We start from the raw sequence: 21,694 nt of genomic DNA, 5'->3' as shown, positions 1-21,694 counted from the left end.
TATCGTCTCCCACGCCGGTTCACGAACCAGCACCACCCTGGCGGGTTGCCCGAGCGGCCAAAGGGAGCAGACTGTAAATCTGTCGGCGTATGCCTACGCAGGTTCGAACCCTGCACCCGCCACCAGCTGTAAACCAGCCCCTGACCTGCGGAAACGTGGCTCAGGGGTTGTTCTTTGGGGTGGGCTGAGTGGTCGGGGGGCGCAGGGCGAGCCATTGTTCGGCGTTCCAGGCCTCGAAGCGTTCCAGTTCGGTGAAGCCCAGGTTCGTGGCCAGGCGCATTGAGCTGGTGTTGGCGGTTTGGGTGGTGAGAATGACGGGCTCGCCGGGGAGGGTGGCGCCGAACCAGGCGAGGGCCGCGGTGCAGGCCTCGGTGGCGTAGCCGAAACCCCATGCTTGGGGGAGGAAGAGGTAGCCGAGGTCGGCCTTGCCTCGGGCGGCCAAGGGACAGCGGACCCCAGATCTTCCATCCGCGCACGCTGACAAATGGTCGAACCAACGTCCTGCGGTCGTTCGAGGTGAGACCGGTGTCTGTCAGGATCACGGGTGTGCAGGAGTACTGGGAAGAGTCGTTGCCGGAGGCGTTGCGGGACGAGGTTTTGGGGCGGTACGGCGGGAAGCGGGTTGCGTACCGGGAGCGGTATCTCAGGGGAGTGCTGAAGGCGTTCGACGCGTTGGAGCAGTTGGCTACCGATCCGACGGCGGTGCGGTTGGCAGTGTGGTTTCATCGCGCCGAGAAGGACACCGAGGCGTCGGCGCGGCTGGCGGAGGAGCTGTTGCCGAAGTACGGCGTGAGCTCGGTGCGGACCGCCGAGGTCGCCCGGCTGGTCAGGCTGACCGACGCGCGCGCCACCGAGTCGGATGCCAACGGCAACGTCTTGCTCGATGCGATCAACTCCGTGTACGCCGATCCGCGGTACTCGACGCACGCCTCCGAGGTACGCCGAGCCTCGCACTACGACGTACAGGGCCGGCGTCAGCAGGTCGAGGCGCTGCTGGCGAGCGAGCGGATCTATCGGACGCAGCTCGCCCACGACCGCTACGAGACCGAGGCCCGCGCCAATCTCACCGAGGAGTTGGCGACGCTCGACGGACTGACGCCTCACCCGTGGCGCGGCTGGCAGCGGGCGGCGCTGCACACGGCGGCGGTGCTCTCGGCGCTCGTCGCGTTCATCGCGGGCGTGGCGGCGGTACGCAACCCCTGGCGCATCCCGGCGTACAGCGGCGACTCGGTCTGGCCGGCCGTCGTGCTGATGCTCGCCGCGCTCGCCACCGTCGCAGTCGTCTACAGCGCCGTACGCCGCAACGCCCGGATCGTGGCGGCCGCACCAGCAGTGGTCGGCGCCGCAGGGGTGCTGATCGTCTGGCTCACCACGCCGGACACCAACGGCGCCTCCGGTGTGGGCCAGCGCGTCCCGATGCTGATGATCCTGTCGATCATGCTCGTCGTGGCCGGTGCGGCGGCTTTCGCAGCCATCAGGTTCACCCGCAGCGAGACCAGGAACCGCGGCCAGCTGATCGCAGGCGTAGGCGCAGCAATAGTCGTGGTCCTGGCGGTCCTCCTGGTCATCGACCCGATACAGCGCGCCTACCTCCTCAGCGCCAACGAGTATCTGGAAACAAGCCAGCAGCCGGCCAACGACGCACGGTCGACTCTCGCCGGCGGATCGCTCTGGACCGCCCCGGGCAACTTGCAGAGCCTGGTCGCGACCTCTCATGGCATCGCGATCGCCCGCGCCCGGGGCTTCGTCGAGATGCTCGACCCCGCCACCGGCTCGTCGCGCTGGCGCTACACCCGCGCCGACACCGACGACGTACCGCATCTCTACTCGCTGAACGGCGGTCAGCAGGTGCTCGCGTCGTACGACGACCTCGGGTACATCGTCCTCGACGCGGACACGGGCAAACGCACAGCGGCCTGGCCGCAGAGCACCCGCGACTACGACATCGACGACACCGATCCGCTCATCACCGGCAAGTCGGTCAGCAAGGGCTCCGACAAGCTGTACGGCACGAAGCTCGACGGCTCGAACCGCTGGACCTACGAGCCCGGCCGCTGCACCAGCATCGGCGCGACCGCCACCGACGACACGGTCGTCGTCCAGCTCGACCACAGCTGCGGCAGCGAGCCGGACCAACTCGTCGGTCTCAACCTGAAGAACGGCAAGAAGCTGTGGACCCGCGACGACTCGATCAACGACCTGGCCACCGCCGGCGGCCTGGTCGTCGGTCTCCAAGGGAGACAAGGCCCGCTCGTCGGCGTCGATCCACGGACCGGTGACGTGAAATGGCGCTCGGACATCCCGACGGAGTGGGACTGCCCGCTCAAGACCGAGTCGTCCGGCGACCGCGTCGTACTGATGAGCTGCCCGAGCGAGGCGCAGAAGGTGACCGACACCGTCGTACGCGTCGTCGACGCCCGCACCGGGCAGACGATGTCGACCGCGTCGGCCAAGGTCCAGTTCGACGGGCGGTACGCCGTCACCGCGGACGGCGTCGTGGTCGGGATCGGGCCGTCGTACGGCGGGATCTGCCGACTGGCGACCGTCACCGACGGCAACGTCGCCTACCACGACCTCGATCGGTCGATCTCCTGCGGGTACGGCGTCCAGGCGGCCGGGAACCTGGTCTTGGTCAGTGGCGAGGACGGGATGATCGCGCTCAGATAGTGGGGAATAGGGTCTGCTTGGGCGGGAGTTGAAGGTTCCGACGGAGTGTCCGAGCGAGGAGAGCAATGAAACCCACTGAGTTCGTGAAGGTGAACGCACAGTTCTGGGGGGAGCACCTGAAGGAGGCCGCCGGTCACCTGCCGGTGAGCCACCGGGGCGAGCTGCCCGGGCCGATGCTGTTCCCGCGGATGATGGTGCTGACCGAGACGCCGGACTGGAACATCCTCGAGCTCGTCGGCCTGAGCCGCGAGTACCGCACCCTCGAAGTACGGCGGCAGAAGCTGGCCACCGTGGAGGAGTACTTCGGACTCGGCGACGGCACCGTGGTGGCGAACCTCGAAGGGCAGAACTGGTTCAAGGACGCGACGATCGCGACCGAGCCGGGACGGCACTCGCTGGACAAGCGGTTCCCGACAGCCGTGAACATGCTGGGCAACGAGGTGGTCGGCCCGGCGGACGAGCTGATGCGGTTCGCGCCCGGCAACTACTCGACCTTCGACCGGACGCTGCTCGTGCACGGCGGCGGCGACTCGCTGCGCGCGCACTGGGTGTTCTTCGCGCTGGCGATCCACCGCTCGGAGCCGGTCGACAAGTACCTGGACTTCCTGCGGAACTACTCCAACTCCCAGCCGCACATCGACCCGATCGGCACCATCAGCCTGCCCATCGACCCGGCCGAGCTGAAGGCGGACGCGTTCGAGAGCACGTACCTCGCGCACGGGCTGCAGGACTCGACCGTCGACGAGTTCCTCGACAAGCACGAGGGCATCCTGCTGTCGGCGTTCGACGCGGCCCGTTTGCTGCGGCAGCCGTCGCTCGACGACCTGCAGCCCGACTTCATCCTCGAGCGGGCCGATGGCCGTCACATCGTCGGCCGCCTCGAGCTCCCGGTCGTCGACGTCGTCAACGGCAAGAAGCGCCGCCGCTCCTTCCGGGTCCCGGTCCTCGAGAGCGCGGCCGAGCTCGAGCGCTACGCGGAGTACTTCGCGACCGCGGACAACCGCTCCCAGGTGAAGTCGAAGTACGACGTCGACGTGGCCGACCCGCGGCAGTTGCTGATCGTGCCGAGCCAGGAGACCGTGGTGCCTGCGCCGGGCGTGGAGATCGTCGACTACGACACGATGCTGCGCTTCCACCTGGCCGGCAAGTGACGCAGTACTTCGTCTACGGCCGCGATCGCGCCGGCACGGGTGACCTGAAGGGCCGGCTGACCGAGGAACACTGGGCCTTCATGGATCGGTACGCCGCGGAGCTGATCGCCCGCGGCCCGACCCTCACCGAGGACCGTGAGGAGTCGACCGGCAGCCTGCACATCGTCGACCTCCCGGACGACGAGGCGCTCAAGGTCTTCGCCTACGACGAGCCGTACTACGTCGGCGGCGCCTTCGAGACGGTCGAGCTGTACCGCTTCCACAACCGCACCGGCCGGACGATGTGGGAGTTCGCCACCGCGGTCGAGGGCTACAACCGCTATCTCGTCCTCACCAAGGACGAGTCGCGACCGCTCAGCTCCGATCACCTGATCGTGTACGGCGATCTGCGCGACGGCGACACGCACGTTGGTCGCGCGGCCCTCGTGGAGGCGCCCGACGCGGCGGCCGCGGCCGAGCTGGTCGAGGCCGAGCACGCCGAAGTACATCCTGGGGAGTTCGGCGGCAGGCGGTAATGAATTGGTCCCGGATTCAGCTGGGGCGCTCAGCGTTGCTGTGTGATCGATGACGAAGAGCTGTTCGAGTCGCACTCCTCACGGCGTTGATCACCGCGGCTGACCAGGCAATCCACGGCGGCCTGGGCGACGCGGCGACCATCAGCCGACGCGTCGCCCAGCCCGCAGGTCGAATGCGTCAGCCCCTCGAATTCCAGATACGTGAAACCAATGCCTTGCAACACCGGCCTGAGCTTCCGAAGCCGCCGGATCGCAGGGTCCGCCGTACCGAGGTAGGCCACCTTCACGCCCGGGTAGAGCCTGAGCTCGTGGTGCCAGTCGTACGAGCGACAACCCCGCCAGAACTCCAACGCAGGGCGCGGTAACCGCGGCTCCCGCTCGAGCCGCCGCATCTCCCCGTCGGTCGGGAACCCGATCGGCGAGACACCGCCCATGACCAGCGCCGTCGCGCGATCCGTCGACCGGGCGGCGATCTGCAGGACCCGGAATTGCTTGGAGAGCGTGTCGGCGATCGGGTAGTCCGGTGGGCGGCGGTTGTTCTTCATCAGTACGAGTGCCGGGCCGGAACCGCTTGCCCGGTAGGCGATGCGGGCGCCGGCCAGCTCGGCGTACTGGTACGTCATCGGGTGAGGATCGACTGGAGGGCGGCGGTGAGGGTGGCGCGGGTGCCGGCGGGGAGGTGGGAGGTGAGGTCCTGGATGCGGTCGACGACTGCGTCGTGGCACTGATGGGCCAGCTCTTTGCCGGCGGTCGTCAGCTCGATGTGGCACGCGCGGCGGTCGGTGGGGTTGGCGACGCGGGCCACGAGGTCGCGGCGTTCGAGGCGGTCGACCATGCTCGTCAGGCTGGAGCGCTCGATGCTCAGGATCCGGCTGAGGTCGGTCATGCCGAGCGGGCCGGTGATCAGCACGCAGAGCAGATGGGCCTGCTGTGGGGTCAGGCCGAGCGGCCGGCTCGTCTCGGCATGCAGGTCCTGCAGCCGATGCATCGTCTGGACCATCGCGCTCGCGAGGTCCGCGTCCCGAGCGGTCGTCGTCACCATCCCACCATGATAGTCCGGCTGCCTAATAGTTTGCTGTTCTAATGATTCGTGGTACTACTAGTTAGAACAGCGAACTATCTGAAGGAGTCGATATGACCGTGCGTTTCGGCTACGGATCGCCGGACGGAGTGCAGGAGGTGCCCGGGATCCTGCGGCTCGCCGAGCAGGCGGATCGCGACGGGTTGGACCACGTGAGCCTCGCGGACCATCCGTACGTGCCGGACATGCTCGACGGGTACGCCGCGATCGCGTTCGTCCTCGGCCGCACCGAGCGGCTGTCCGCGTTCGTCAACGTGACCAACCTGCCGCTGCGTCCCGCGCCTGTTCTTGCGCGTACGGCGACCTCGTTGTCCGCGCTGTCCGGTGGGCGATTCGTCCTCGGTCTGGGCGCCGGCGGGGCCTGGGACCGGATCACCACGATGGGCGTGCCGGAGCTGCGTCCTGGCGAGGCGGTCGAGGCGTTCGAGGAGGCGATGCAGTTGGTGCACTCGATGTCCGGCGGCGGATCTCCGAAGCCGACCAAGCATTACCCGATCGGCGCGCTCCGGCCGGCCGCCGTACCAGCGCCGCTGATCTGGACCGGCTCCAACGGTCCGAAATCGCTGGCAGCGACCGGAAGACAAGCCGACGGCTGGATCCCCGGCCACGCCGCCGACTGGCTGAGCGACCGCTACCGCTGGTCCCGCCCGATCATCGACGCGGCCGCGCTCGCCGTCGGCCGCAAACCTTCCGATGTGGCCACCATCTACAACTTCCCCGGTGCGATCACCGCGACCCCGCTCCGCCGTACCCGCGACGAGGACGGCCGCTGGATCGGGGGCTCCCCGGCCCAATGGATCGAAGAACTGACCGACGCCGTCGTCAACCACAACGCCGCCGGCTTCACCCTCTTCCCCCGCGGCGCCGACCCCTACGAAACCCAACTGACCCGCTGGTCCCAAGAAGTAGTCCCGGCCGTCCGGGCGGCAGCCGGAGTCTGATCAGTCCAGGGTCGCGAGTTCTTCTCGGGACAGCTGCAGGGCGCCGGCGGCGATGTTCTCCTCGAGGTGGGCGGGGTTGCCGGTGCCGGGGATGGCCAGGACGTTGGGGGACTGGTGGAGGGTCCAGGCCAGCCGGACCTGCTGGGGAGTGACGTTGTGAGTGGTCGCGATCTTCTCGATGGCCGCCGAGTGGTCGGTGGCGGCGCCGGCCTCGCGGGACGAGCCGGCGATGGCGAAGAACGGGACGTAGGCGATGTCGCGGCCGGCGCAGAAGCGGATGAGCTCGTCCTCGTCGCGGCGCTGATCGACGGCATAGCTGTTCTGTAGGCAGACGATCGGTGCGATCGCGAGCGCTTCCTCGACATGATCCAGCCGGACGTTCGAGATGCCGAGCTGCCGGATCAGGCCCTCGTCGCGGAGGTCGACGAGCCAGCCCAAGCGCTCGGCGATCGAGTCCTCACCGGGCTTCTTCATGATCCGCAGGTTCGCCACGTCGAGGGTGTCGACGCCGAGCTGCCGCAGGTTCGTCTCCACCTGCTCGCGCAACTCCGCGGCCGTCGAGGCGTGGTAGAACCCGCGCTCGGCATCCTCGCCCGGCCCGACCTTCGTGGTGATGGTCAAACCATCGGGGTACGGCGCCAGCGCCTCGCGGATCAGCTCGTTCGCGTACCGCTTCTCGCCCTCGCCGACCCGCAGCGTCCCGCCCGGTGACGCGTAGAACGCAGCTGTGTCGATGTGGTTCACGCCGAGCTCGACGGCGCGACGCAGTACTGCGATCGCGACCGAACGATCCGGGTTAGCGGTGATCCGCATCGCGCCGAAGCCCATCCGATTGACCGTGACGTCGCCCAGCCGCCAGGTCCCTGCCGCTGCCGCGTTCATTCCTCGATCGCTCCTCTCACCGCACGAAGATGCTGCCGGAACGTCAACGACGGATCCGCGGCCCGCTTGTCCAGGTACTCCGAGAACCGCACCTGCTCGCGCAACGACCGGCCGGCCCGGGTCTCGTCGGCCTGCCGGTGCTCGGTGTCACGGATCGACTCCGCGAGCGTCAGCAGCTCGTCCAGCCGCTCCGCCGGTACGAAGATCGCCCCGTCCTCATCCGCGAGTACGACGTCCTCCCGCGTCACCGTCCACTCGCCGATCGTTGCCTTGGACAACGCGTCGCCGGGCAGCGGGTCGAGCCGCAACGGACCGGTCGGCAGCGCGCCGAGGCTGAACACCGGCAACCCGATCGCGGTGATGTCGACCGTGTCCCGGTGCAGTCCCCAGATCACGATCCCCGCGATCCCCGCGGCCGCCGCCTCCAACGCAACCAGGTCCCCGACGCAGGCCTCGTCCCGCCGGCCACCGTTGTCCACGACCAGTACGTCGCCGTCAGCTGCGGACTCGAACGCCTCCAGGAACACATCCACGCTGCCCACATGCTGAGCCGGCAACACCCGTCCCGCGACCCGCTCGCCGACCACGGCCGTCAACGACACCGTTCGCACCGGCACACCAGCTCGAACACAAGCATCAGCAACATGCGCGGTGGTCAGGGCCGCAAACCGCTCAAACATGTCGATCCTCCCGGCGAAAGCGCTCACGACAGGAGGTAGTCCACCACGCCCGTCGACTTCCCGCGTGCGCGCCCCGCACTCGGCCGCGTGAAGCCGACTACCTCCTGTCGTTAGCGCGACAGAAACCTCAGTACGTCTTCCATCGGTGTCTCGGCTGTGGTGTCGATCGTGAGGCTGGGGACCGGTAGGTCAACGGCCTGGAAGGCGTTGTGGGTCCGCAGGCGGGCGTCGGCGCTGATCTGGGCGTCCTCGTGGGCCGAGCGGCGCGGGTCCGAGGTGGTCCGGTCGGTGATCCGTGCGAGCGCGACCTCGGCCGGCACCGTGCAGTGCACGATCCGGATGTCGGCGCGGGCGAGCAGCGGGGTCAGTCCGGGATTCCACAGCCGGTCCTGGAAGGCCGCCTCCGCGACCACCGTCGTACCGCGGCCGATCAGCAGGCCGATGACGTCGAAGAACGTCGACAGTGTCCGCATCGTGAGCGGATCACCGGGTCCGGGGACGAATCCCGGCGTCGCGTGCGCCATGCCTTCCTTGATCTCGTCGCGGCAGATCGCCGGGCAGCCGATCGCGGCCGCGATCCGGTGCGCCAGCGTCGTCTTCCCGGACCCGGGCGGGCCACTCACCACGACAAGCATCGGTTTCGAATGCACTCGCCGTACCTTATCGGTGACTGTCGGCGGGCGGTGTAAGACCAGCGTCAGGAACTGTCGGTGGGCGCGATTAGCGTCTGGTTCGTGACGACGTACTCCGCGGTCCGGACGACGGGGATCTACTGCCGGCCAGGCTGCGGCGCCAAGCCGCTCGCGGAGAACGTGAGCACCTTCGAGCTGCCCGCCGCGGCGGAGGCGGCCGGGTATCGCGCCTGTCTGCGCTGCCGTCCGTACCGAGTGGCAGGGACGGTCGCGGACGAGGCGCCGGAGCTGGTCTGCCGTGCGGTGCAGCTGATCATCGGCGGTCTGCTGGACGAGTCGGGCGAGGAGGAGCTGGGGGCGCGGCTCGGCGTCTCTGCGCGGCATCTGCGCCGGATGTTCAACGAGCACCTCGGTGTCACGCCGGACCAGTTCGCCCGGTCGCGGCGGGCACACTTCGCGCGCCGGTTGCTCGACGACACCGATCTCGGCATCGCGGAGATCGCGTTCGCGTCGGGGTTCGGCAGTCTGCGGCAGTTCAACCGGGCGATGCGGGAGATCTTCCGGGCGTCGCCGCGCGAGCTGCGCGACCGCCGGCGTCAGGGCGATCGCCTCACGGCTGACGGCGGACTGGTGCTGCGCTTGCCGTTCACCGCGCCGTACGACTGGGACGCGATGAGCGCGTTCCTGCAGGCACGCGCGATCCCGGGCGTCGAGTCGGTCGAGGACGGTGTGTACCGGCGGACGATCTCACTCGACGGCGAGCCGGGTGTGCTCGAGCTGAGACCGGGCGGCGATGATCATCTGATCCTGCGTGCGCACCTTCCGTTCTGGGAGGGCGTGATGCACGTCGTCGACCGGGCTGCTTGTCTGGTGGGTCTGGATTGTGAGCCGGTTCGGGCTCGTGCGCACCTCGCGGCCGATCCGGAGTTTGCGGCGATGGTGGCGGCTCGGCCCGGGGTTCGGGTGCCTGGTGCGTGGGGTCCGTTCGAGGTCGCGGTTGCCGCGGTCGTCCGGGATCAGTTGCCGCCGGAGGATGCGACCGAGGCTCTGCACAAGCTCGTCGAGGTGTACGGCGTGCCGGTGCCGGGGCTCGCGCACGGCCTGACGCACGCGTTCCCGGGGCCGGCGGCGCTGACCGGCGCGGAGCTGGTCGGGCCCCTCGCCCGGGAAGTTGCTGATGGCAACATCATGCTCGAGGGGGACCTTCAGGCGTTGGCTCCGTCCCTCGAAACCGTCACCAGCGCGCGTGCCGCGCAAGAGATCGCGCTACGCCTGGGCGCCCGCGATGCGTGGCCGCTGCCCGGCGAGAGCGAGCGCCTCCGCCCGTGGCGCTCACTCGCCGCCGTCTATCAGCTGGCCATCGCCTCGTAGGTGCCGGTCGTCAGCAGTTCCTTTGCCGCGGTGGTTGCCAAGGCATAGGCGGCACCGGTGATCGCCGGGCCCACGCTGATCCGGGCGACGCCGAGCTCCGCGAGTCGGCCGACGGTGGGAGCCCCCGGACCGACCATCACGTTGAGCGGTAGCGGCGATCCCTCGACGAGCTCCGCGATCGTCGCCGCGTCGACCACGCCGGGCACGAACAGCACGTCGGCACCCGCGTCGGCGTACATCTTCGCGCGCTCCAGCGTGCCCGTCCTGTCGCCGAACAGGTACGTATCGGTTCGTGCGTTGATCACCAGCTCGATGCCCGCGGCAACAGCCGCCGCCCGGGCCGCCTTGATCCGCTCGACGTGTACCGACGGCTCATCGAGCACCCGCCCAGTGCTGTCCTCGAGGTTCACGCCGACCACCCCGGCCTCGAGTACGCCGGCAATCGTGCCCGCGACGTCGCCGTACCCTGCCTCGATATCAGCCGTCACGGGAACCGGGACCGCCGCGCAGATCAGCCGCAGTGCGGCGACCGCCGACTCCCGGTTCAGGCCGCCCGCGTCGTCGACGCCATGCGCCCACGCGACACCGGCGCTCGTCGTCGCGATCGCCGTCGCCCCGGCGGCCTCGATCGCCCGTGCCGAGCCGGCGTCCCACGCGTTCGGCAGTACCAGCGGCGGCTGTTCGTGCAGCTCACGCAGCCGCCGCGCCAACTCGTTCTGCTCACTCCGCATCTGCATCCTCCTAAGGTTCGTCCCTCAAGGTTCGCCCGCCGGGCCGCCCCGGTCTGGCCATATTCGGTCAACTATGTCGTCTCATATTTCAAGACAATATGTCTCATAAATCAAGATTGTGGATTAGCGTGGACACTGTCGAGAGAGGGCAAAGGAGCCTGGGATGAACAACGTGTACACGCACGGACATCACGAGTCGGTACTGCGATCGCACAACTGGCGCACCGCCGGGAACTCGGCCGGATATCTGCTGGCGCACCTCCGCCCCGGGATGTCGTTGCTCGACGTCGGCGCCGGCCCGGGCACGATCACCGCCGACCTGGCCCGCCTGGTCGAGCCCGGCCGGACCACCGCGCTGGAGGCCAGCGACTCCGCCCTCGACATCACCAGGGCGACGTTCGCCGAGCTGGACCTCGACGTGGAGTTCGTCGTCGGCGACGTCCACGCGCTCGAGCTGCCGGACGATACGTACGACGTCGTCCACGCGCACCAGGTCCTGCAGCATGTCGCGGATCCGGTGCAGGCATTGCGCGAGATGCGCCGGGTCTGCAAGCCCGGCGGGATCGTCGCCGTTCGCGACTCGGACTACCACGGCTTCATCTGGTACCCGGAGCTGCCCGAGCTGGACGAGTGGATGGCGCTCTACCAGCGAATGGCGCGCGCCAACAGCGGCGAACCGGACGCCGGCCGGCGCCTACTGTCCTGGGCGCTGGCCGCCGGCTTCGAGGACGTCGAGGCCACCACGTCGACGTGGTCCTTCACCAACCCCGAGGACCGCGCCTTCTGGGGCGGCATGTGGGCCGACCGCATCCTCAAGTCCGCCCTCGCCGACCAGGCCCGCGCGGCCGGTGTGCCGGAGCAGCGCCTGGAAGCGATCTCCCGAGCCTGGCAGACCTGGACCACCACGCCGGACGCGACGATCTCGATCCTCCACGGCGAACTAATCTGCACGGCGTGAGCGCTGGCGCGAGATCTCGTAGAGGGTTGCGGTCGCGGCGTTGGCGGCGTTGAGGGAGCTGGCCGAGCCGGTGATGGGGATGCGGACCAGCTGGTCGGCCGCCTCCTTCCAGGCCGAGCTCAGACCGGCGGTCTCGTTGCCGATCAGGAGCAGGACCGGCTGCGTGAAGTCGAAGTCGTAGACGTCGGTCGACCCGTGCTCGTCGGTGCCGACGACAACGATCGGCACCGGCGAACGGCGTACCCAGTCGAGGACCTCGCGATGGGAGGGTACGCGGACGGCGGGAACCGCGAACAGCGAGCCCGTCGTCGCGCGGACCGCCTTCGGGTCGTACACGTCGGCGGCGTGCCCGGTGACGATCAGCCCGGCCGCGCCGAACGCGTCCGCGGACCGGATGATCGAGCCGATGTTCCCCGGCCCGGTCGGCCGGTCGAAGACCACCCCGAGGAACTCCGGCCCGACCGGGATCCGGTCGAGATCGTCGGCCGGCAACTCCAGTACGGCGATCAGCTCCGCGGGATCGTCCTTCTCGCAGAGCTCGGCCAGCAGCTCCGGGGCCATCGCGACCCGCTCGGCGCCCGGGACCCGCTGCAGCAGCTCCGAAGCCCATTTCGACGGCCGCCGCGAGGCGTCGGTGATCACCGTGCGCACCAGCCATCCGTTGTCTACAGCAACAGAAATCGGCCGCACGCCCTGGACCAGGAACTCGCCCGCCCGCTGCCGTTTGGTCCGGTTGGTCAGCGAGGCCTGCCAAACCTGAAACCGCGCATTCCGCGACGAGATCCGTTGCACGGCCACCACCCTACGACGGCGGCGGCGCGGTCGACTCCCGCACGATCAGCTCCGGGCGGAACAGCAGCGACTGCCCCTGGGTCGGACCCGAGTCGTCCAGCCGGGCCCGGAGCTGGGTGAACGCGGCCGAGGCCATCTCCGGCATCGGCTGCCGAACAGTGGTCAGCGTCGGCGCGTACAAATCGGCTAGCACGATGTCGTCGAAACCGACCACCGAGACGTCCTTGCCCACCTCGAGCCCGCCGTCCCGCAGTCCGCGGCAGACGCCGAGCGCGCACATGTCGTTGATCGCCACGATCGCCGTCGGGGGCTCGTCCAGCGCCACCAGCTCGGCGGCGGCTGCGCGGCCCAGTGCCGACGCCTCGACGTCGCCGAAATCGTCCGAGTCGCCCTTGACCGGCGCTCGCACCGACGCTGCCGGATCGATCCCCGCCTGCTCGAGACCGGCAGTGAACCCGCGGAACCGCTCCTTGCGGTTCACGCTCGCGAGCGCTCCGGACACGAAGGCCAGCCGGCGATGCCCGAGCTCGGTCAGATGCTGCGTGGCCAGTTGACTGCCGATCGCGTTGTCGACGCTGATACTCACCAGCGATGCGGGGTCCCCGGCCTGCGACGTACGGTCGAACGCCACCAGTTGGAGCCCGCGCTCGACCAACGGCATCACGTGCTCGAGCGACGGCAGCGACGAGCACAGTACGACGCCGTGCACGCCGTCGGCCCACAACTCGTCGATGTAGTCGCGCTCGCGGCGGGGATCGCGCTCGGAGTTGCAGAGCAGCACGTGGTATCCCTCGGCCAGCGCAGCGGACTCCAGATGCCGCGCGAGCGCGCCCCAGAACGGGTTGCCCACCGAGGGGACGACGAGGCCGATCGTGTTGGTGCGACCGGTGCGCAGTTGCCGGGCCGCCCGGTTCGGCCGGTAGCCGAGCTTGTCGATCGCGCGCTCGATCCGCTGCCGGGTCTCGGGCAGCATCCGGTGGTTCCGCCCGTTGAGCAGGTTGGACACCGTGCTCGGCGAGACGCCCGCCTCGGTCGCGACCTGCTGGATCGTCACCTCTCCAGTCCTCAATTCACCGCCCACCCGCGCATTCTGTCACCCCGTCGTCCTGCCGTCTCGCGGTGCAACGATGCATCACAGCCTCGCGAAAGTCCAGCCGAACTCGATCCTGGCCAACCCCTTGACGGCTGACGAAATCGCTTCCTAGCATGCGGTGCATCGTTGCACCAGCCTCGCACAGCTGCGCCGCTCCGGCTGGTAGATCGTTGCACCACTCCTCTTCCGCAGCACCACGAAAGGCGCGCCATGGAGTACACCCGCAGATCTGTCCTGACGGCCCTCGGGCTCGGCGCGGTCGCCGCCGCCACCGGGTGCTCGGCGTCGTCCGGCACCACCCAGGCGGCCGCCGACGGACCCGCCGAAGGCGAGATCACGCTGCTGACCCCGCTCTTCGAGGGCAGCACCGGTAAGCAGCTGCTGGAGGGCAAGCTGCTGCCGGCGTTCAAGCAGAAGAACCCGAACGTGACGGTGAAGGTCGACTACACGACGTACAGCGCGCTGAACGAGAAGCTCACCACCAGCCTGGCGGGCGGCCTGATGCCGGACGTGGTGATGCTCGGGGTCGGCTGGATCCCCCCGTTCGCGCACAAGAAGGTGCTCGCGCCGCTGCCCGACGCCCTCGCCAAGCGGTACGAGTACGAGGACCGGGTGCTCGAGCCGTCCCGGTTCGACGGCAAGCTGTACGCGCTGCCGATGGTGCTGGACACCCGGATCGTCACCTATCGCAAGGACCTGTTCGCCGAGGCCGGGATCAAGGCGCCGCCGAAGGACTGGGCCGAGCTGCGCGAGATGTCCAAGGAGCTGGCCCGCCAGGACGGCGCCGGCAAACTCACCCGGGTCGGGTTCGACCCGTTCTCGATCGATCTGCGGCAGTGCTGGGAGACCTTCCTGTTCGCGAACGACGGCAACCTGTTCGACGAGTCCGGGCAGCAGGTGAAGTTCGACGACGACCGCGGTGTCGAGGCGCTGCAGTTGTTCCTCGACGTGATCAAGGACAAGTCGGCGGACTACTCGTTCAAGTCGTCGGCCGGTCAGCCGAGCACTCTGCAGCAGGGCCGCGCCGCGATGATGATGGCGAACAACTCGCTCTGGGTGCAGCTGAAGCAGCAGACCCCCGAGCTGCTCGCGGAGGACAAGGTCGGTGCGTTCATCCTGGCCAACAAGGTGCCGGCGATGTTGCAGGGCGGGACGCTGGTCTCCCGCTCGGCCTCGACCAAGCACCCCGCGGCGGCCGAAGCGCTGGTGGAGTTCATGGGTACGCCCGATTCGATTCTGCCGACCGCACAGCAACGCGGGTCGGTGCCCGGCGTACAGAATCTGCGGACGTCGGACTACGTGAAGAACAACGGGTTCGTGAAGCTTGCCCTGGACAACATGAGCAAGGCCCGGTCGGAGGGCGGGACGCCCGCCTGGATGGAGATCCGGGAGAAGATCAAGACCACGCTGGAGACCGCGGTGGTCGGCAAGCGGTCCGCCAAGGAGGCGATCGACGAGCTCGCCGGCCTGAGCAAGGAAGCGATCTCGCGGCTGTGAGCGGCACGATCGTGTCGGAGCGGGTGCGTTCGGCGCCACCGGCTCCGGTCGCCGACCCACCTCGCCGTCTGCAACGCGGCCGACGGCGGGCCGGGTTGCTGATGGTTGCGCCGGCCGTGCTGCACGCGCTGATCTGGATCGGCATCCCACTGGTCGCCGCGGTCGTGCTGAGCTTCACGTCGTACGACGTGCTGACGCCGCCCCGCTTCGTCGGGCTGGAGAACTTCCGCGAGCTGCTGTCCGACGACGTGTTCCGCCGGGCGGTGCTGAACACCAGTGTCTACACGTTCTTCACCGTCCCGGTGGCGATGTCGATCGCGTTGCTGATCGCACTGATGCTCAACACCAGACTGGCCGGCCGGGCGATCTTCCGGACCGCGATCTTCATCCCGCAGGTGACCGCGACGATCGCGGTGGCGCTGGTCTGGCTGTGGATCTACGACCCGCGCAGCGGTCTGGCCAACGCCGTCCTGTCGTTCCTCGGCCTGGACGGACCGAACTGGCTGTCGTCCACCGACTGGGCGATGCCGGCGGTGATCGTGGTCGGCATCTGGCAGGGCATCGGCCTGAAGATGCTGATCTACCTGGCCGCGCTGCAGAGCCTGCCGACCGAGCTGTACGAGGCGGCGTCGGTCGACGGCGCCTCGAGGGTCCGGCAGTTCTTCAGCCTCACGCTGCCACTGTTGCGACCGGCAACGTTCTTCGTCTTCGTCACCTCGGTGATCGGCGCGTTCCAGTCGTTCGACCAGGTGTACATCCTGACCGACGGCGGCCCGGCGAACAGTACGACGATGATGACGTACGAGATCTACAAGTCGGCGTTCCGCGAGTTTCGGATGGGGTACGCGTGCGCGCAGAGCCTGGTGCTCTTCGCGCTGCTGCTGGTCCTGACCCTGCTGAACCGCCGGATCACCGGAGGTGACCGTGGCACCCGTTGAGACCGTACGCCGGGCCCGCGCCGGCCGGATCGCGCTGTACCTGACGCTGACCGCGATCTCGCTGGTGATGATCGTGCCGTTCGTCTGGATGCTGCTGACGTCGGTGAAGACGCCCGGCGACATCGCCGCGGTACCGCCGCGGCTGTTCCCGACGAAGTGGGCCTTCGGCAACTACGCCGACGCGCTGCGGGCCGCGCCGTTCGCGACGTACGCGCGGAACAGCTTCGTGATCGCGGTCAGTCACACCGTGCTGAACGTGGTGATCGCGTCGATGGCCGGGTACGCGCTGGCCCGGTTGCGGTTCCGGGGCAGCTCGCTGATCTTCCTCGCGTTCGTCGGTGCGCTGATGATCCCGACGTACACGAAGATCCTGCCGGAGTTCCTGATCGTGCGGTTCATGCCGCTGTTCGGCGGCAACGACATCACGGGGCAGGGCGGTACCGGCTGGCTGGACACGTGGTGGGCGCTGATCATCCCGGGCGCGGTCAGTCCGTTCTCGGTGTTCCTGTTCCGCCAGTTCTACCTGGACCTGCCGGTCGAGCTGGAGGAGGCGGCCCGGCTGGACGGCCTCGGCGAGCTCGGCATCTACGCGCGGATCATGACGCCGCTGGTGAAACCCGCGTTCATCACCGTCGCGCTGCTCACCTTCGAGGGGTCCTGGAACAACTTCCTCTGGCCGCTGCTGGTGACCAAGAGCGACAGCCTGCGGGTGATCCAGGTCGGGCTGTCGGTGTTCCGGACCGAGAACGACACCCAGTGGGCGTTCCTGATGGCCGGGACCACGCTGGCGACCGTGCCGATGGTGGTGCTGTTCCTGATCGGGCAGCGCTACTTCGTCCAAGGTTTCGCGACCGCGGGCATCAAATGACACTCACCGAAGGGAAGCAATCGATGGAACTGCAGGGGACGCGCGCATTGGTGACCGGCGCCGGGCACGGGATCGGCCGCGGGATCGCGCTCGGTCTCGCGGCGGCCGGAGCGGACGTCGTGGTCCACTACGGCAAGTCCGCCGACGCGGCCGCCCGGACGGTCGCCGACATCGAGGAACTCGGCCGCAAGGCGATCGCGGTCGCCGCCGACGTCACGAGTACGGCGGACGTCGACCGGCTGCTCGACGAGACCGTCGGGTTCCTCGGCGGCCTCGACGTGCTGGTGTGCAACGCCGGCCACCTGATCGGCCGGGTGAAGGTCGAGGAGATGTCCGACGAGCACTACCAGCAGGTGGTCGACGTGAACCTCGGCGCGACGTTCCGGACGACGCGCGCCGCGATCCCGCACCTGGCCCAGTCGGCGACTCCGCGGATCATCACCATGGCTTCGCTCGCCGCGCACAACGGCGGCGGACCCGGCTCGGTGCTGTACGCGGCGGCGAAGGCCGGGATCCGCGGCTTCACCAAGGGTCTGGCGAAGGAGCTCGGGCCGCGCGGGATCACGGTCAACTCGGTCGCACCCGGGTACATCGCCGAGACCGCCTTCCACCAGACCTTCTCGACCGCCGAGGCGCAGGCGAACATGGTCGCCGGTACGCCGATCGGTCGCGCCGGGCAGGTCGAGGACGTGGCGAACGCGGTCCGCTTCCTGGCGCTGCCGTCGTCGGGGTACCTGACCGGGATCACCCTCGACATCGACGGTGGCACGTGGCCCCGATGACCGGACATCCGCCGATCGAGCGCGGCGGCTGGTGGCACGAGTACGTCTGCCCGGCGCACGGTGTCGAGCTCGAGCACGCCGGGTTCGACACCGGTGAGTTTCCCGCGGCCGGCGCACAGTGCCGGCACGGTTGCCGCGTCGACACGCCCGCCGTTCGCGGGGCGTGGACCGTGCTCGCGCATCACTGGTGGGCACGACGGATCCGGCTGCTCTCGTACGACGGGGGTGGCGCCGAGCTGCTCACGTCGTACGCGCGGCTCTATCAAGAGCTCACGAAGGCCGGGGAGCATGAGCAGGCGCAGGGGTGGATGCAGCGCGGGCGGCTGTTCCACCAGGCGCTGACCGACGCGGTGTGGGGCGTGCCGATCGCCCACTCGATCGTGAATCTCGCCGGCCGGGCCGATCTCGCCGAGACGTTGCCGATGCTCGACGACATGGTCGCCGGCGCTCGTCGGGCCCGGGACGCGATGGTTGCCCAGGACAAGTTCTCGTCGAACTACACCGCCTGGTTCAACGCGTTGGGCGCAACGGCGAGTCAGGCGGCGGCCGCGGTTCGGGGTGAGGACTGGGACGGGGCGCACGAATGGCTGACGGGCGAGCGCGGACAGTTCGCCCACCTGGAGGTCGCGACCGGCGAGGACGGCTGGGAATGGGAAGGCAGCACGTACTACCACGGCTTCGTACTGCGGGCGTACCTGTTGAGCTTGCGAGGCTCCGATCCGGCCGCGGTACCGGAGCGGTTGGAGCGGATGATCGCGGCACTGGCCGGCATCGCGACCGAAGGCGGAATCCTGCCCGCGCTGCACGACGGTCCGTACCGCCGGGTGCCGCTCGCCCTGGAGTGGCTCGAGATCGTTGCTCTGGCGCGGCAACTCACGACACACCACGGCCTCGACGCGGTCGCGGACCGGGCTCGAGCGGAGATCGGTCCTGAGTACGACGGTCTTGAGGACAGGTTCACCGGCTGGTTCGCGGGCCCGCCACTCGATCGCGCCGTCGCGAGCTCGAGCTCTTCCTACGCGGTGATCCGCGCTGACGGCATCCACGCGGTCCTCGACCACGGCCCGCACGGTGGTTCGCACGGGCACCACGACAAGCTCGCGCTGTACCTGTACGGCGCGAGTACCCCATGGCAACCGGATCCAGGTCAGGTGCCGTACGGACATACGGAATGGCGTCGGCACTACAAGTCCGTCGTCGCGCACCCGACGATCCGCATCGACGGTCTCGAGCCTGCTGAGGCGACAGGTGTGCTCAGCCAGGACCAGACGTCGGCGACCGCGCAGGTCGACGGCTGGTACGACGGCGTACGGGCGACGCGGCAGTTGATCGTCGAGGACGGCCGACTGGTGGATGTGGTCCGTGTGACGGCGGATCGGGAGCGCGAGATCGTCCTGCAGTTCCGGCCGGATGTCCACCTGACCGTCGAGGTCGGGCCGGACGCGATCCGGACGACCTGGGCGGGCGACGAGACGCTCTACGGCTACCACCAGGGCGACGGCGTGCCCGTGACGCGGCCAGGCCCTGGACCGGCCGACGATCCACAGCGCCCCAGGACCTGGCTGGACTGGACAGTCGTGGGCACGTCGGCGGTCTTCCGATCCGTCTACTCGACCACACCGAACCCCGGGATGACTGATGTTTGACGAGCGCATCGACGTAGTCCGTGACGGTCTCGACGGCCGGTACGCCGCACAGTGGCGGCGGCTGCGTGAGCAGTGCGACTGGTACCGCACCCAGACCCCGCCGACCGAGCATCCGTCCGCGAGCATCACGTACTTCGGGCCGGCCGCCGCCAATCTGGCGCTGGCCTACCGGCTGACCGGGAACCCCGGGTACCGGGCCGAGGCGGCGCGCTGGATCTCGGCGGCGATCGGGTTCCCGCACTGGGGCAAGGCGCATCTGCCCGACCACGACCTCGACGCGGGCTGGCTGCTGCACGGGCTGTCGCTGGCCGCGACCTGGCTCGGCGACGACTTCGAACTGGCCGGCGAACTGCGGGCGAAGCTGGAGCTGCAGGGATCCCGGTTGTACGAGTACGCCGTGCAGTCCGAGGGCTCCTGGTGGAGTTCGTCGTACTGGCAGAACCACAACTGGATCTGCTACACCGGGCTCGCCGCGGCCGGGTACGCACTCGGCCACACGGAGTGGACCGAGCGGGCGAAGGCGAACTTCGCGACCGTGATCGAGTTGCTGCCCGCGGACGGCTCGGACATGGAGGGCGTCGTCTACTGGCGGTACGGCGTCCCGTGGCTGGCGACGTACCTCGACCTGCTGCAGGACCGCGAAGAGCTGGACTGGTGGGATCGGTGCCCGTTCCTGGCGAACACGTTCTCCTACCGGTTGCAGCAGTGTGCGCCAGGCTTCGAGGAGAACATCGACCACGGCGACTGCCACGACCGGCGGAGCGGCCACAGCGTCGCGCTGTACCGCAAGCTGGCCGCGGCGTACCGGATCGGCGAGGCGCAGTGGCTGGCCGATCTGGTCGCCGAGCGGTTCTTCTGGCGGGAGGCGTACGCGAGCGGCGTGAAGCCTGGCGTGATGCCGGAGGCGTATCTCGAGCTGCTCTGGTACGACGACTCGCTGCCGGCGGTCGATCCCGCGAAGAGCACCGCGTTGTCGGCGTACTTCCCGGACCTCGGCCTGGTCACCGCCCGGACCGGATGGGACGACGAGGCAACGATGGTGTCGTTCAAGGCCGCGCCCGGCGGCGGGCATCAGGCCTGGGAGACGTCGCACCGGCTGGATCGCGAGCGCGGCTGGGACACGCTGAGCGCCGGGCATCACCATCCCGACGCGGGGTCGTTCGTGCTGACCTCACGGGGTGCGTTCCTGGCGGTCGACGAGGGGTACAGCAATCGCAAGCGGGCCGGGGACCACAACCTGATCCTGGTGGACGGTTTCGGGTTCGCCGACGAGGACCGGTACCACGTGTACAAGGGGGCGCCGTACGAACGGCAGGCCCGGATGGTCGACGTTCTCGCGGCCGACGGGATGGCGCATGCGACCGCGCAGATCGCGGCGATGTACCCGGCCGAGCTCGGGATCACCCGGCTGGATCGCACGCTGGTGTTCACGCCGGCCGGTCGCCTGGTCCTGCTCGATCGGTGCGCTGCCGAGTCGCCACGGGACTGGACGCTGCTGCTGCACGCGGACTGGCCGATCGAGTACGGCGACGACATCGTGCTGCGGTCCGGGTCCGCGCAGGCGTGGGTGCGACTGCACACCCCGCTCGAGGTCGAGTCGGCCGTGACCGAGGTCGAGGCGAATCCGACGTCGAGCACCCCGAGCCTCCGGCTGACCCGCACGATGCACACGCTGCGCGCAACGGCCGCGAAGTCGACGACCGCGACGTTGCTGACCACGATCGAGCCGACTTCGGCGCTGCACCCGTCACCACCCACCGCTCGGCGCCTGCCGATGACCCGCGGCTACGGGATCGCTTTCGACGACGAGACCGTGCTGCTGGCAGACGACGGTCTGATCGAAGGGGAGCAGGCGAAGGCCGTGATCGAGACCGCGGACGGGAGGATCACGGTATGAGCCGCCGCGCGCTGGGCTGGCTCGGGTGGCTTGCGAGTCCGGCGCTCGCCGGCGTCGCGTTCTCGGTGCTGTGTCTGGGGATCGTGACGTGGTTGCCGGCCCTGGCCGCGGTGGGGTTCGCGTTGAACAGGTGGCGGACGGACGGCGACTCGCGCTGCTTCACCGGAGTGTTCGCCGGGTGGCGCAGGTACTGGCGTCCGCTGCTGCCGCAGTCGATCCTGATGACGATCGCCGCATTGGTTGCTGTGAGCAATTTGTCGTTCCTGGCCGGGCGGTCCGGCCCGCTCGTGGTGACACTGTTCATGATCCATGTCGGCCTGATCGCCGCCGCGGTCACTTACCACGTCGCGCTCGCCGTCTCGGCCGGCCGCGACCCGTCCGCCGCCGCGGCCGAGTGGCGTCGTACGGCGTTTCGGCTCGCCTTCACATCCGTACCGCGCGGCACCGCACTGCTCGGCGCCGCCATCGCCGCACCGGTCTTCTCGCTCGTGATCCCGGCCGGCCCGTTGCTCCTCGGCGCGACCGTGCCGGTCCTCGTCGGCCTCCTGGTCGCCGATCACGCCTAGGCGCAC

General features: G+C 69.0%; 22 protein-coding genes and 1 tRNA gene. 14 read left to right on the top strand and 9 right to left on the bottom strand.

Annotation, left to right across the window (positions count from 1 at the left end; all coding sequences use genetic code 11):
* Nucleotides 1–39: 39 nt before the first annotated feature.
* A tRNA-Tyr gene (locus tag ACIA58_RS01855) sits at nucleotides 40–125 on the top strand.
* 35 nt (nucleotides 126–160) lie between these two features.
* Here the strand turns inward: ACIA58_RS01855 and ACIA58_RS01850 are convergent.
* Entirely contained in the window at nucleotides 161–484 is a 324-nt protein-coding gene (locus ACIA58_RS01850) for a GNAT family N-acetyltransferase (RefSeq protein ID WP_396401688.1), read from the bottom strand.
* A 41-nt stretch (nucleotides 485–525) separates the two neighbouring features.
* On the opposite strand from ACIA58_RS01850, the gene ACIA58_RS01845 reads away from it, so the two are divergent.
* The 3 genes from ACIA58_RS01845 (at nucleotide 526) to ACIA58_RS01835 (ending at nucleotide 4,333) form a co-directional block, all read left to right on the top strand.
* Complete coding sequence (locus tag ACIA58_RS01845; RefSeq protein ID WP_396401687.1) at nucleotides 526–2,667, top strand: PQQ-binding-like beta-propeller repeat protein; 2,142 nt, start codon at nucleotides 526–528, stop codon at nucleotides 2,665–2,667.
* A 65-nt stretch (nucleotides 2,668–2,732) separates the two neighbouring features.
* Nucleotides 2,733–3,818, top strand: a complete 1,086-nt coding sequence (locus tag ACIA58_RS01840) for a hypothetical protein (protein WP_396401686.1) — start codon at nucleotides 2,733–2,735, stop codon at nucleotides 3,816–3,818.
* Nucleotides 3,815–4,333, top strand: a complete 519-nt coding sequence (locus tag ACIA58_RS01835) for a YciI family protein (RefSeq protein WP_396401685.1) — start codon at nucleotides 3,815–3,817, stop codon at nucleotides 4,331–4,333. Before ACIA58_RS01840 ends, ACIA58_RS01835 begins: the two co-directional genes overlap by 4 nt.
* A gap of 29 nt (nucleotides 4,334–4,362) precedes the next feature.
* On the opposite strand, the gene ACIA58_RS01830 is transcribed toward ACIA58_RS01835, so the two are convergent.
* Both ACIA58_RS01830 and ACIA58_RS01825 read right to left on the bottom strand, forming a co-directional pair.
* Complete coding sequence (locus ACIA58_RS01830; protein WP_396401684.1) at nucleotides 4,363–4,956, bottom strand: hypothetical protein; 594 nt, start codon at nucleotides 4,954–4,956, stop codon at nucleotides 4,363–4,365.
* Nucleotides 4,953–5,375: a MarR family winged helix-turn-helix transcriptional regulator gene (locus ACIA58_RS01825; RefSeq protein WP_396401683.1), complete on the bottom strand. Its 423-nt coding sequence runs from the start codon at nucleotides 5,373–5,375 to the stop codon at nucleotides 4,953–4,955. Before ACIA58_RS01825 ends, ACIA58_RS01830 begins: the two co-directional genes overlap by 4 nt.
* 92 nt (nucleotides 5,376–5,467) lie before the next feature.
* On the opposite strand from ACIA58_RS01825, the gene ACIA58_RS01820 reads away from it, so the two are divergent.
* The gene (locus tag ACIA58_RS01820) at nucleotides 5,468–6,355 is read left to right on the top strand and encodes an LLM class flavin-dependent oxidoreductase (RefSeq protein WP_396401682.1); all 888 of its coding nucleotides are present in this window, start codon (nucleotides 5,468–5,470) and stop codon (nucleotides 6,353–6,355) included.
* On the opposite strand, the gene ACIA58_RS01815 is transcribed toward ACIA58_RS01820, so the two are convergent.
* The 3 genes from ACIA58_RS01815 to ACIA58_RS01805 form a co-directional block, all read right to left on the bottom strand.
* Nucleotides 6,356–7,237 carry an aldo/keto reductase gene (locus ACIA58_RS01815; protein WP_396401681.1) on the bottom strand — a complete coding sequence of 294 codons (882 nt, stop codon included), beginning with the start codon at nucleotides 7,235–7,237 and terminating at the stop codon, nucleotides 6,356–6,358. It lies immediately after the preceding gene.
* On the bottom strand, nucleotides 7,234–7,917 hold the full coding sequence (locus ACIA58_RS01810; protein WP_396401680.1) for an RraA family protein: 684 nt from the start codon (nucleotides 7,915–7,917) through the stop codon (nucleotides 7,234–7,236). Before ACIA58_RS01810 ends, ACIA58_RS01815 begins: the two co-directional genes overlap by 4 nt.
* Nucleotides 7,918–8,027: 110 nt before the next feature.
* Nucleotides 8,028–8,567: an AAA family ATPase gene (locus tag ACIA58_RS01805; protein ID WP_396401679.1), complete on the bottom strand. Its 540-nt coding sequence runs from the start codon at nucleotides 8,565–8,567 to the stop codon at nucleotides 8,028–8,030.
* An 84-nt stretch (nucleotides 8,568–8,651) separates the two neighbouring features.
* On the opposite strand from ACIA58_RS01805, the gene ACIA58_RS01800 reads away from it, so the two are divergent.
* Nucleotides 8,652–9,920, top strand: coding sequence for a bifunctional transcriptional activator/DNA repair enzyme AdaA (locus ACIA58_RS01800; protein ID WP_396401678.1), 1,269 nt, complete (start codon nucleotides 8,652–8,654; stop codon nucleotides 9,918–9,920).
* Here the strand turns inward: ACIA58_RS01800 and ACIA58_RS01795 are convergent.
* Nucleotides 9,899–10,651 carry an isocitrate lyase/phosphoenolpyruvate mutase family protein gene (locus ACIA58_RS01795; RefSeq protein ID WP_396401677.1) on the bottom strand — a complete coding sequence of 251 codons (753 nt, stop codon included), beginning with the start codon at nucleotides 10,649–10,651 and terminating at the stop codon, nucleotides 9,899–9,901. The genes ACIA58_RS01800 and ACIA58_RS01795 overlap by 22 nt on opposite strands.
* A 163-nt stretch (nucleotides 10,652–10,814) precedes the next feature.
* Between ACIA58_RS01795 and ACIA58_RS01790 the strand changes: the two genes are divergently transcribed.
* On the top strand, nucleotides 10,815–11,609 hold the full coding sequence (locus tag ACIA58_RS01790; RefSeq protein ID WP_396401676.1) for a class I SAM-dependent methyltransferase: 795 nt from the start codon (nucleotides 10,815–10,817) through the stop codon (nucleotides 11,607–11,609).
* On the opposite strand, the gene ACIA58_RS01785 is transcribed toward ACIA58_RS01790, so the two are convergent.
* Entirely contained in the window at nucleotides 11,592–12,401 is an 810-nt protein-coding gene (locus ACIA58_RS01785; protein WP_396401675.1) for a TrmH family RNA methyltransferase, read from the bottom strand. The genes ACIA58_RS01790 and ACIA58_RS01785 overlap by 18 nt on opposite strands.
* Nucleotides 12,402–12,411: 10 nt before the next feature.
* A complete protein-coding gene (locus ACIA58_RS01780) occupies nucleotides 12,412–13,455 on the bottom strand; it encodes a LacI family DNA-binding transcriptional regulator (RefSeq protein ID WP_396401674.1) in 1,044 nt (347 codons plus the stop codon).
* 249 nt (nucleotides 13,456–13,704) lie between these two features.
* On the opposite strand from ACIA58_RS01780, the gene ACIA58_RS01775 reads away from it, so the two are divergent.
* Genes ACIA58_RS01775 through ACIA58_RS01745 form a run of 7 tightly spaced genes read left to right on the top strand, consistent with a single transcriptional unit; the run spans nucleotide 13,705 to nucleotide 21,688 of the window.
* Nucleotides 13,705–14,991 carry an ABC transporter substrate-binding protein gene (locus tag ACIA58_RS01775; protein WP_396401673.1) on the top strand — a complete coding sequence of 429 codons (1,287 nt, stop codon included), beginning with the start codon at nucleotides 13,705–13,707 and terminating at the stop codon, nucleotides 14,989–14,991.
* Nucleotides 14,988–15,929, top strand: coding sequence for a carbohydrate ABC transporter permease (locus ACIA58_RS01770; RefSeq protein WP_396401672.1), 942 nt, complete (start codon nucleotides 14,988–14,990; stop codon nucleotides 15,927–15,929). Before ACIA58_RS01775 ends, ACIA58_RS01770 begins: the two co-directional genes overlap by 4 nt.
* Nucleotides 15,916–16,797: a carbohydrate ABC transporter permease gene (locus ACIA58_RS01765; protein WP_396401671.1), complete on the top strand. Its 882-nt coding sequence runs from the start codon at nucleotides 15,916–15,918 to the stop codon at nucleotides 16,795–16,797. The genes ACIA58_RS01770 and ACIA58_RS01765 overlap by 14 nt, the downstream gene beginning before the upstream one ends.
* Before the next feature lie 23 nt (nucleotides 16,798–16,820).
* The gene (locus ACIA58_RS01760; protein ID WP_396401670.1) at nucleotides 16,821–17,579 is read left to right on the top strand and encodes an SDR family NAD(P)-dependent oxidoreductase; all 759 of its coding nucleotides are present in this window, start codon (nucleotides 16,821–16,823) and stop codon (nucleotides 17,577–17,579) included.
* Nucleotides 17,576–19,225, top strand: a complete 1,650-nt coding sequence (locus ACIA58_RS01755) for a heparinase II/III family protein (RefSeq protein WP_396401669.1) — start codon at nucleotides 17,576–17,578, stop codon at nucleotides 19,223–19,225. Before ACIA58_RS01760 ends, ACIA58_RS01755 begins: the two co-directional genes overlap by 4 nt.
* A complete protein-coding gene (locus tag ACIA58_RS01750) occupies nucleotides 19,218–21,122 on the top strand; it encodes a hypothetical protein (protein WP_396401668.1) in 1,905 nt (634 codons plus the stop codon). The genes ACIA58_RS01755 and ACIA58_RS01750 overlap by 8 nt, the downstream gene beginning before the upstream one ends.
* Complete coding sequence (locus ACIA58_RS01745; RefSeq protein ID WP_396401667.1) at nucleotides 21,119–21,688, top strand: hypothetical protein; 570 nt, start codon at nucleotides 21,119–21,121, stop codon at nucleotides 21,686–21,688. Before ACIA58_RS01750 ends, ACIA58_RS01745 begins: the two co-directional genes overlap by 4 nt.
* The last annotated feature ends 6 nt before the right edge of the window (nucleotides 21,689–21,694 follow it).

Origin of the sequence: Kribbella sp. NPDC051586, from assembly GCF_044453965.1 — a bacterium.
Taxonomy (GTDB): domain Bacteria; phylum Actinomycetota; class Actinomycetes; order Propionibacteriales; family Kribbellaceae; genus Kribbella.
Note: the sequence above shows the minus strand (reverse complement) of the source record. Positions and strands in the feature narration are given on the sequence as shown.

What these genes read in the sequence shown, in the direction of transcription:
- ACIA58_RS01810 (WP_396401680.1), bottom strand. Translation starts at nt 7,917, where the DNA reads ATGTTTGAGCGGTTTGCGGCCCTGACCACCGCGCATGTTGCTGATGCT.
- ACIA58_RS01795 (WP_396401677.1), bottom strand. Translation starts at nt 10,651, where the DNA reads ATGCGGAGTGAGCAGAACGAGTTGGCGCGGCGGCTGCGTGAGCTGCAC.
- ACIA58_RS01790 (WP_396401676.1), top strand. Translation starts at nt 10,815, where the DNA reads ATGAACAACGTGTACACGCACGGACATCACGAGTCGGTACTGCGATCG.
- ACIA58_RS01815 (WP_396401681.1), bottom strand. Translation starts at nt 7,237, where the DNA reads ATGAACGCGGCAGCGGCAGGGACCTGGCGGCTGGGCGACGTCACGGTC.
- ACIA58_RS01840 (WP_396401686.1), top strand. Translation starts at nt 2,733, where the DNA reads ATGAAACCCACTGAGTTCGTGAAGGTGAACGCACAGTTCTGGGGGGAG.
- ACIA58_RS01820 (WP_396401682.1), top strand. Translation starts at nt 5,468, where the DNA reads ATGACCGTGCGTTTCGGCTACGGATCGCCGGACGGAGTGCAGGAGGTG.
- ACIA58_RS01830 (WP_396401684.1), bottom strand. Translation starts at nt 4,956, where the DNA reads ATGACGTACCAGTACGCCGAGCTGGCCGGCGCCCGCATCGCCTACCGG.
- ACIA58_RS01825 (WP_396401683.1), bottom strand. Translation starts at nt 5,375, where the DNA reads ATGGTGACGACGACCGCTCGGGACGCGGACCTCGCGAGCGCGATGGTC.
- ACIA58_RS01755 (WP_396401669.1), top strand. Translation starts at nt 17,576, where the DNA reads ATGACCGGACATCCGCCGATCGAGCGCGGCGGCTGGTGGCACGAGTAC.
- ACIA58_RS01775 (WP_396401673.1), top strand. Translation starts at nt 13,705, where the DNA reads ATGGAGTACACCCGCAGATCTGTCCTGACGGCCCTCGGGCTCGGCGCG.
- ACIA58_RS01750 (WP_396401668.1), top strand. Translation starts at nt 19,218, where the DNA reads ATGTTTGACGAGCGCATCGACGTAGTCCGTGACGGTCTCGACGGCCGG.
- ACIA58_RS01745 (WP_396401667.1), top strand. Translation starts at nt 21,119, where the DNA reads ATGAGCCGCCGCGCGCTGGGCTGGCTCGGGTGGCTTGCGAGTCCGGCG.
- ACIA58_RS01760 (WP_396401670.1), top strand. Translation starts at nt 16,821, where the DNA reads ATGGAACTGCAGGGGACGCGCGCATTGGTGACCGGCGCCGGGCACGGG.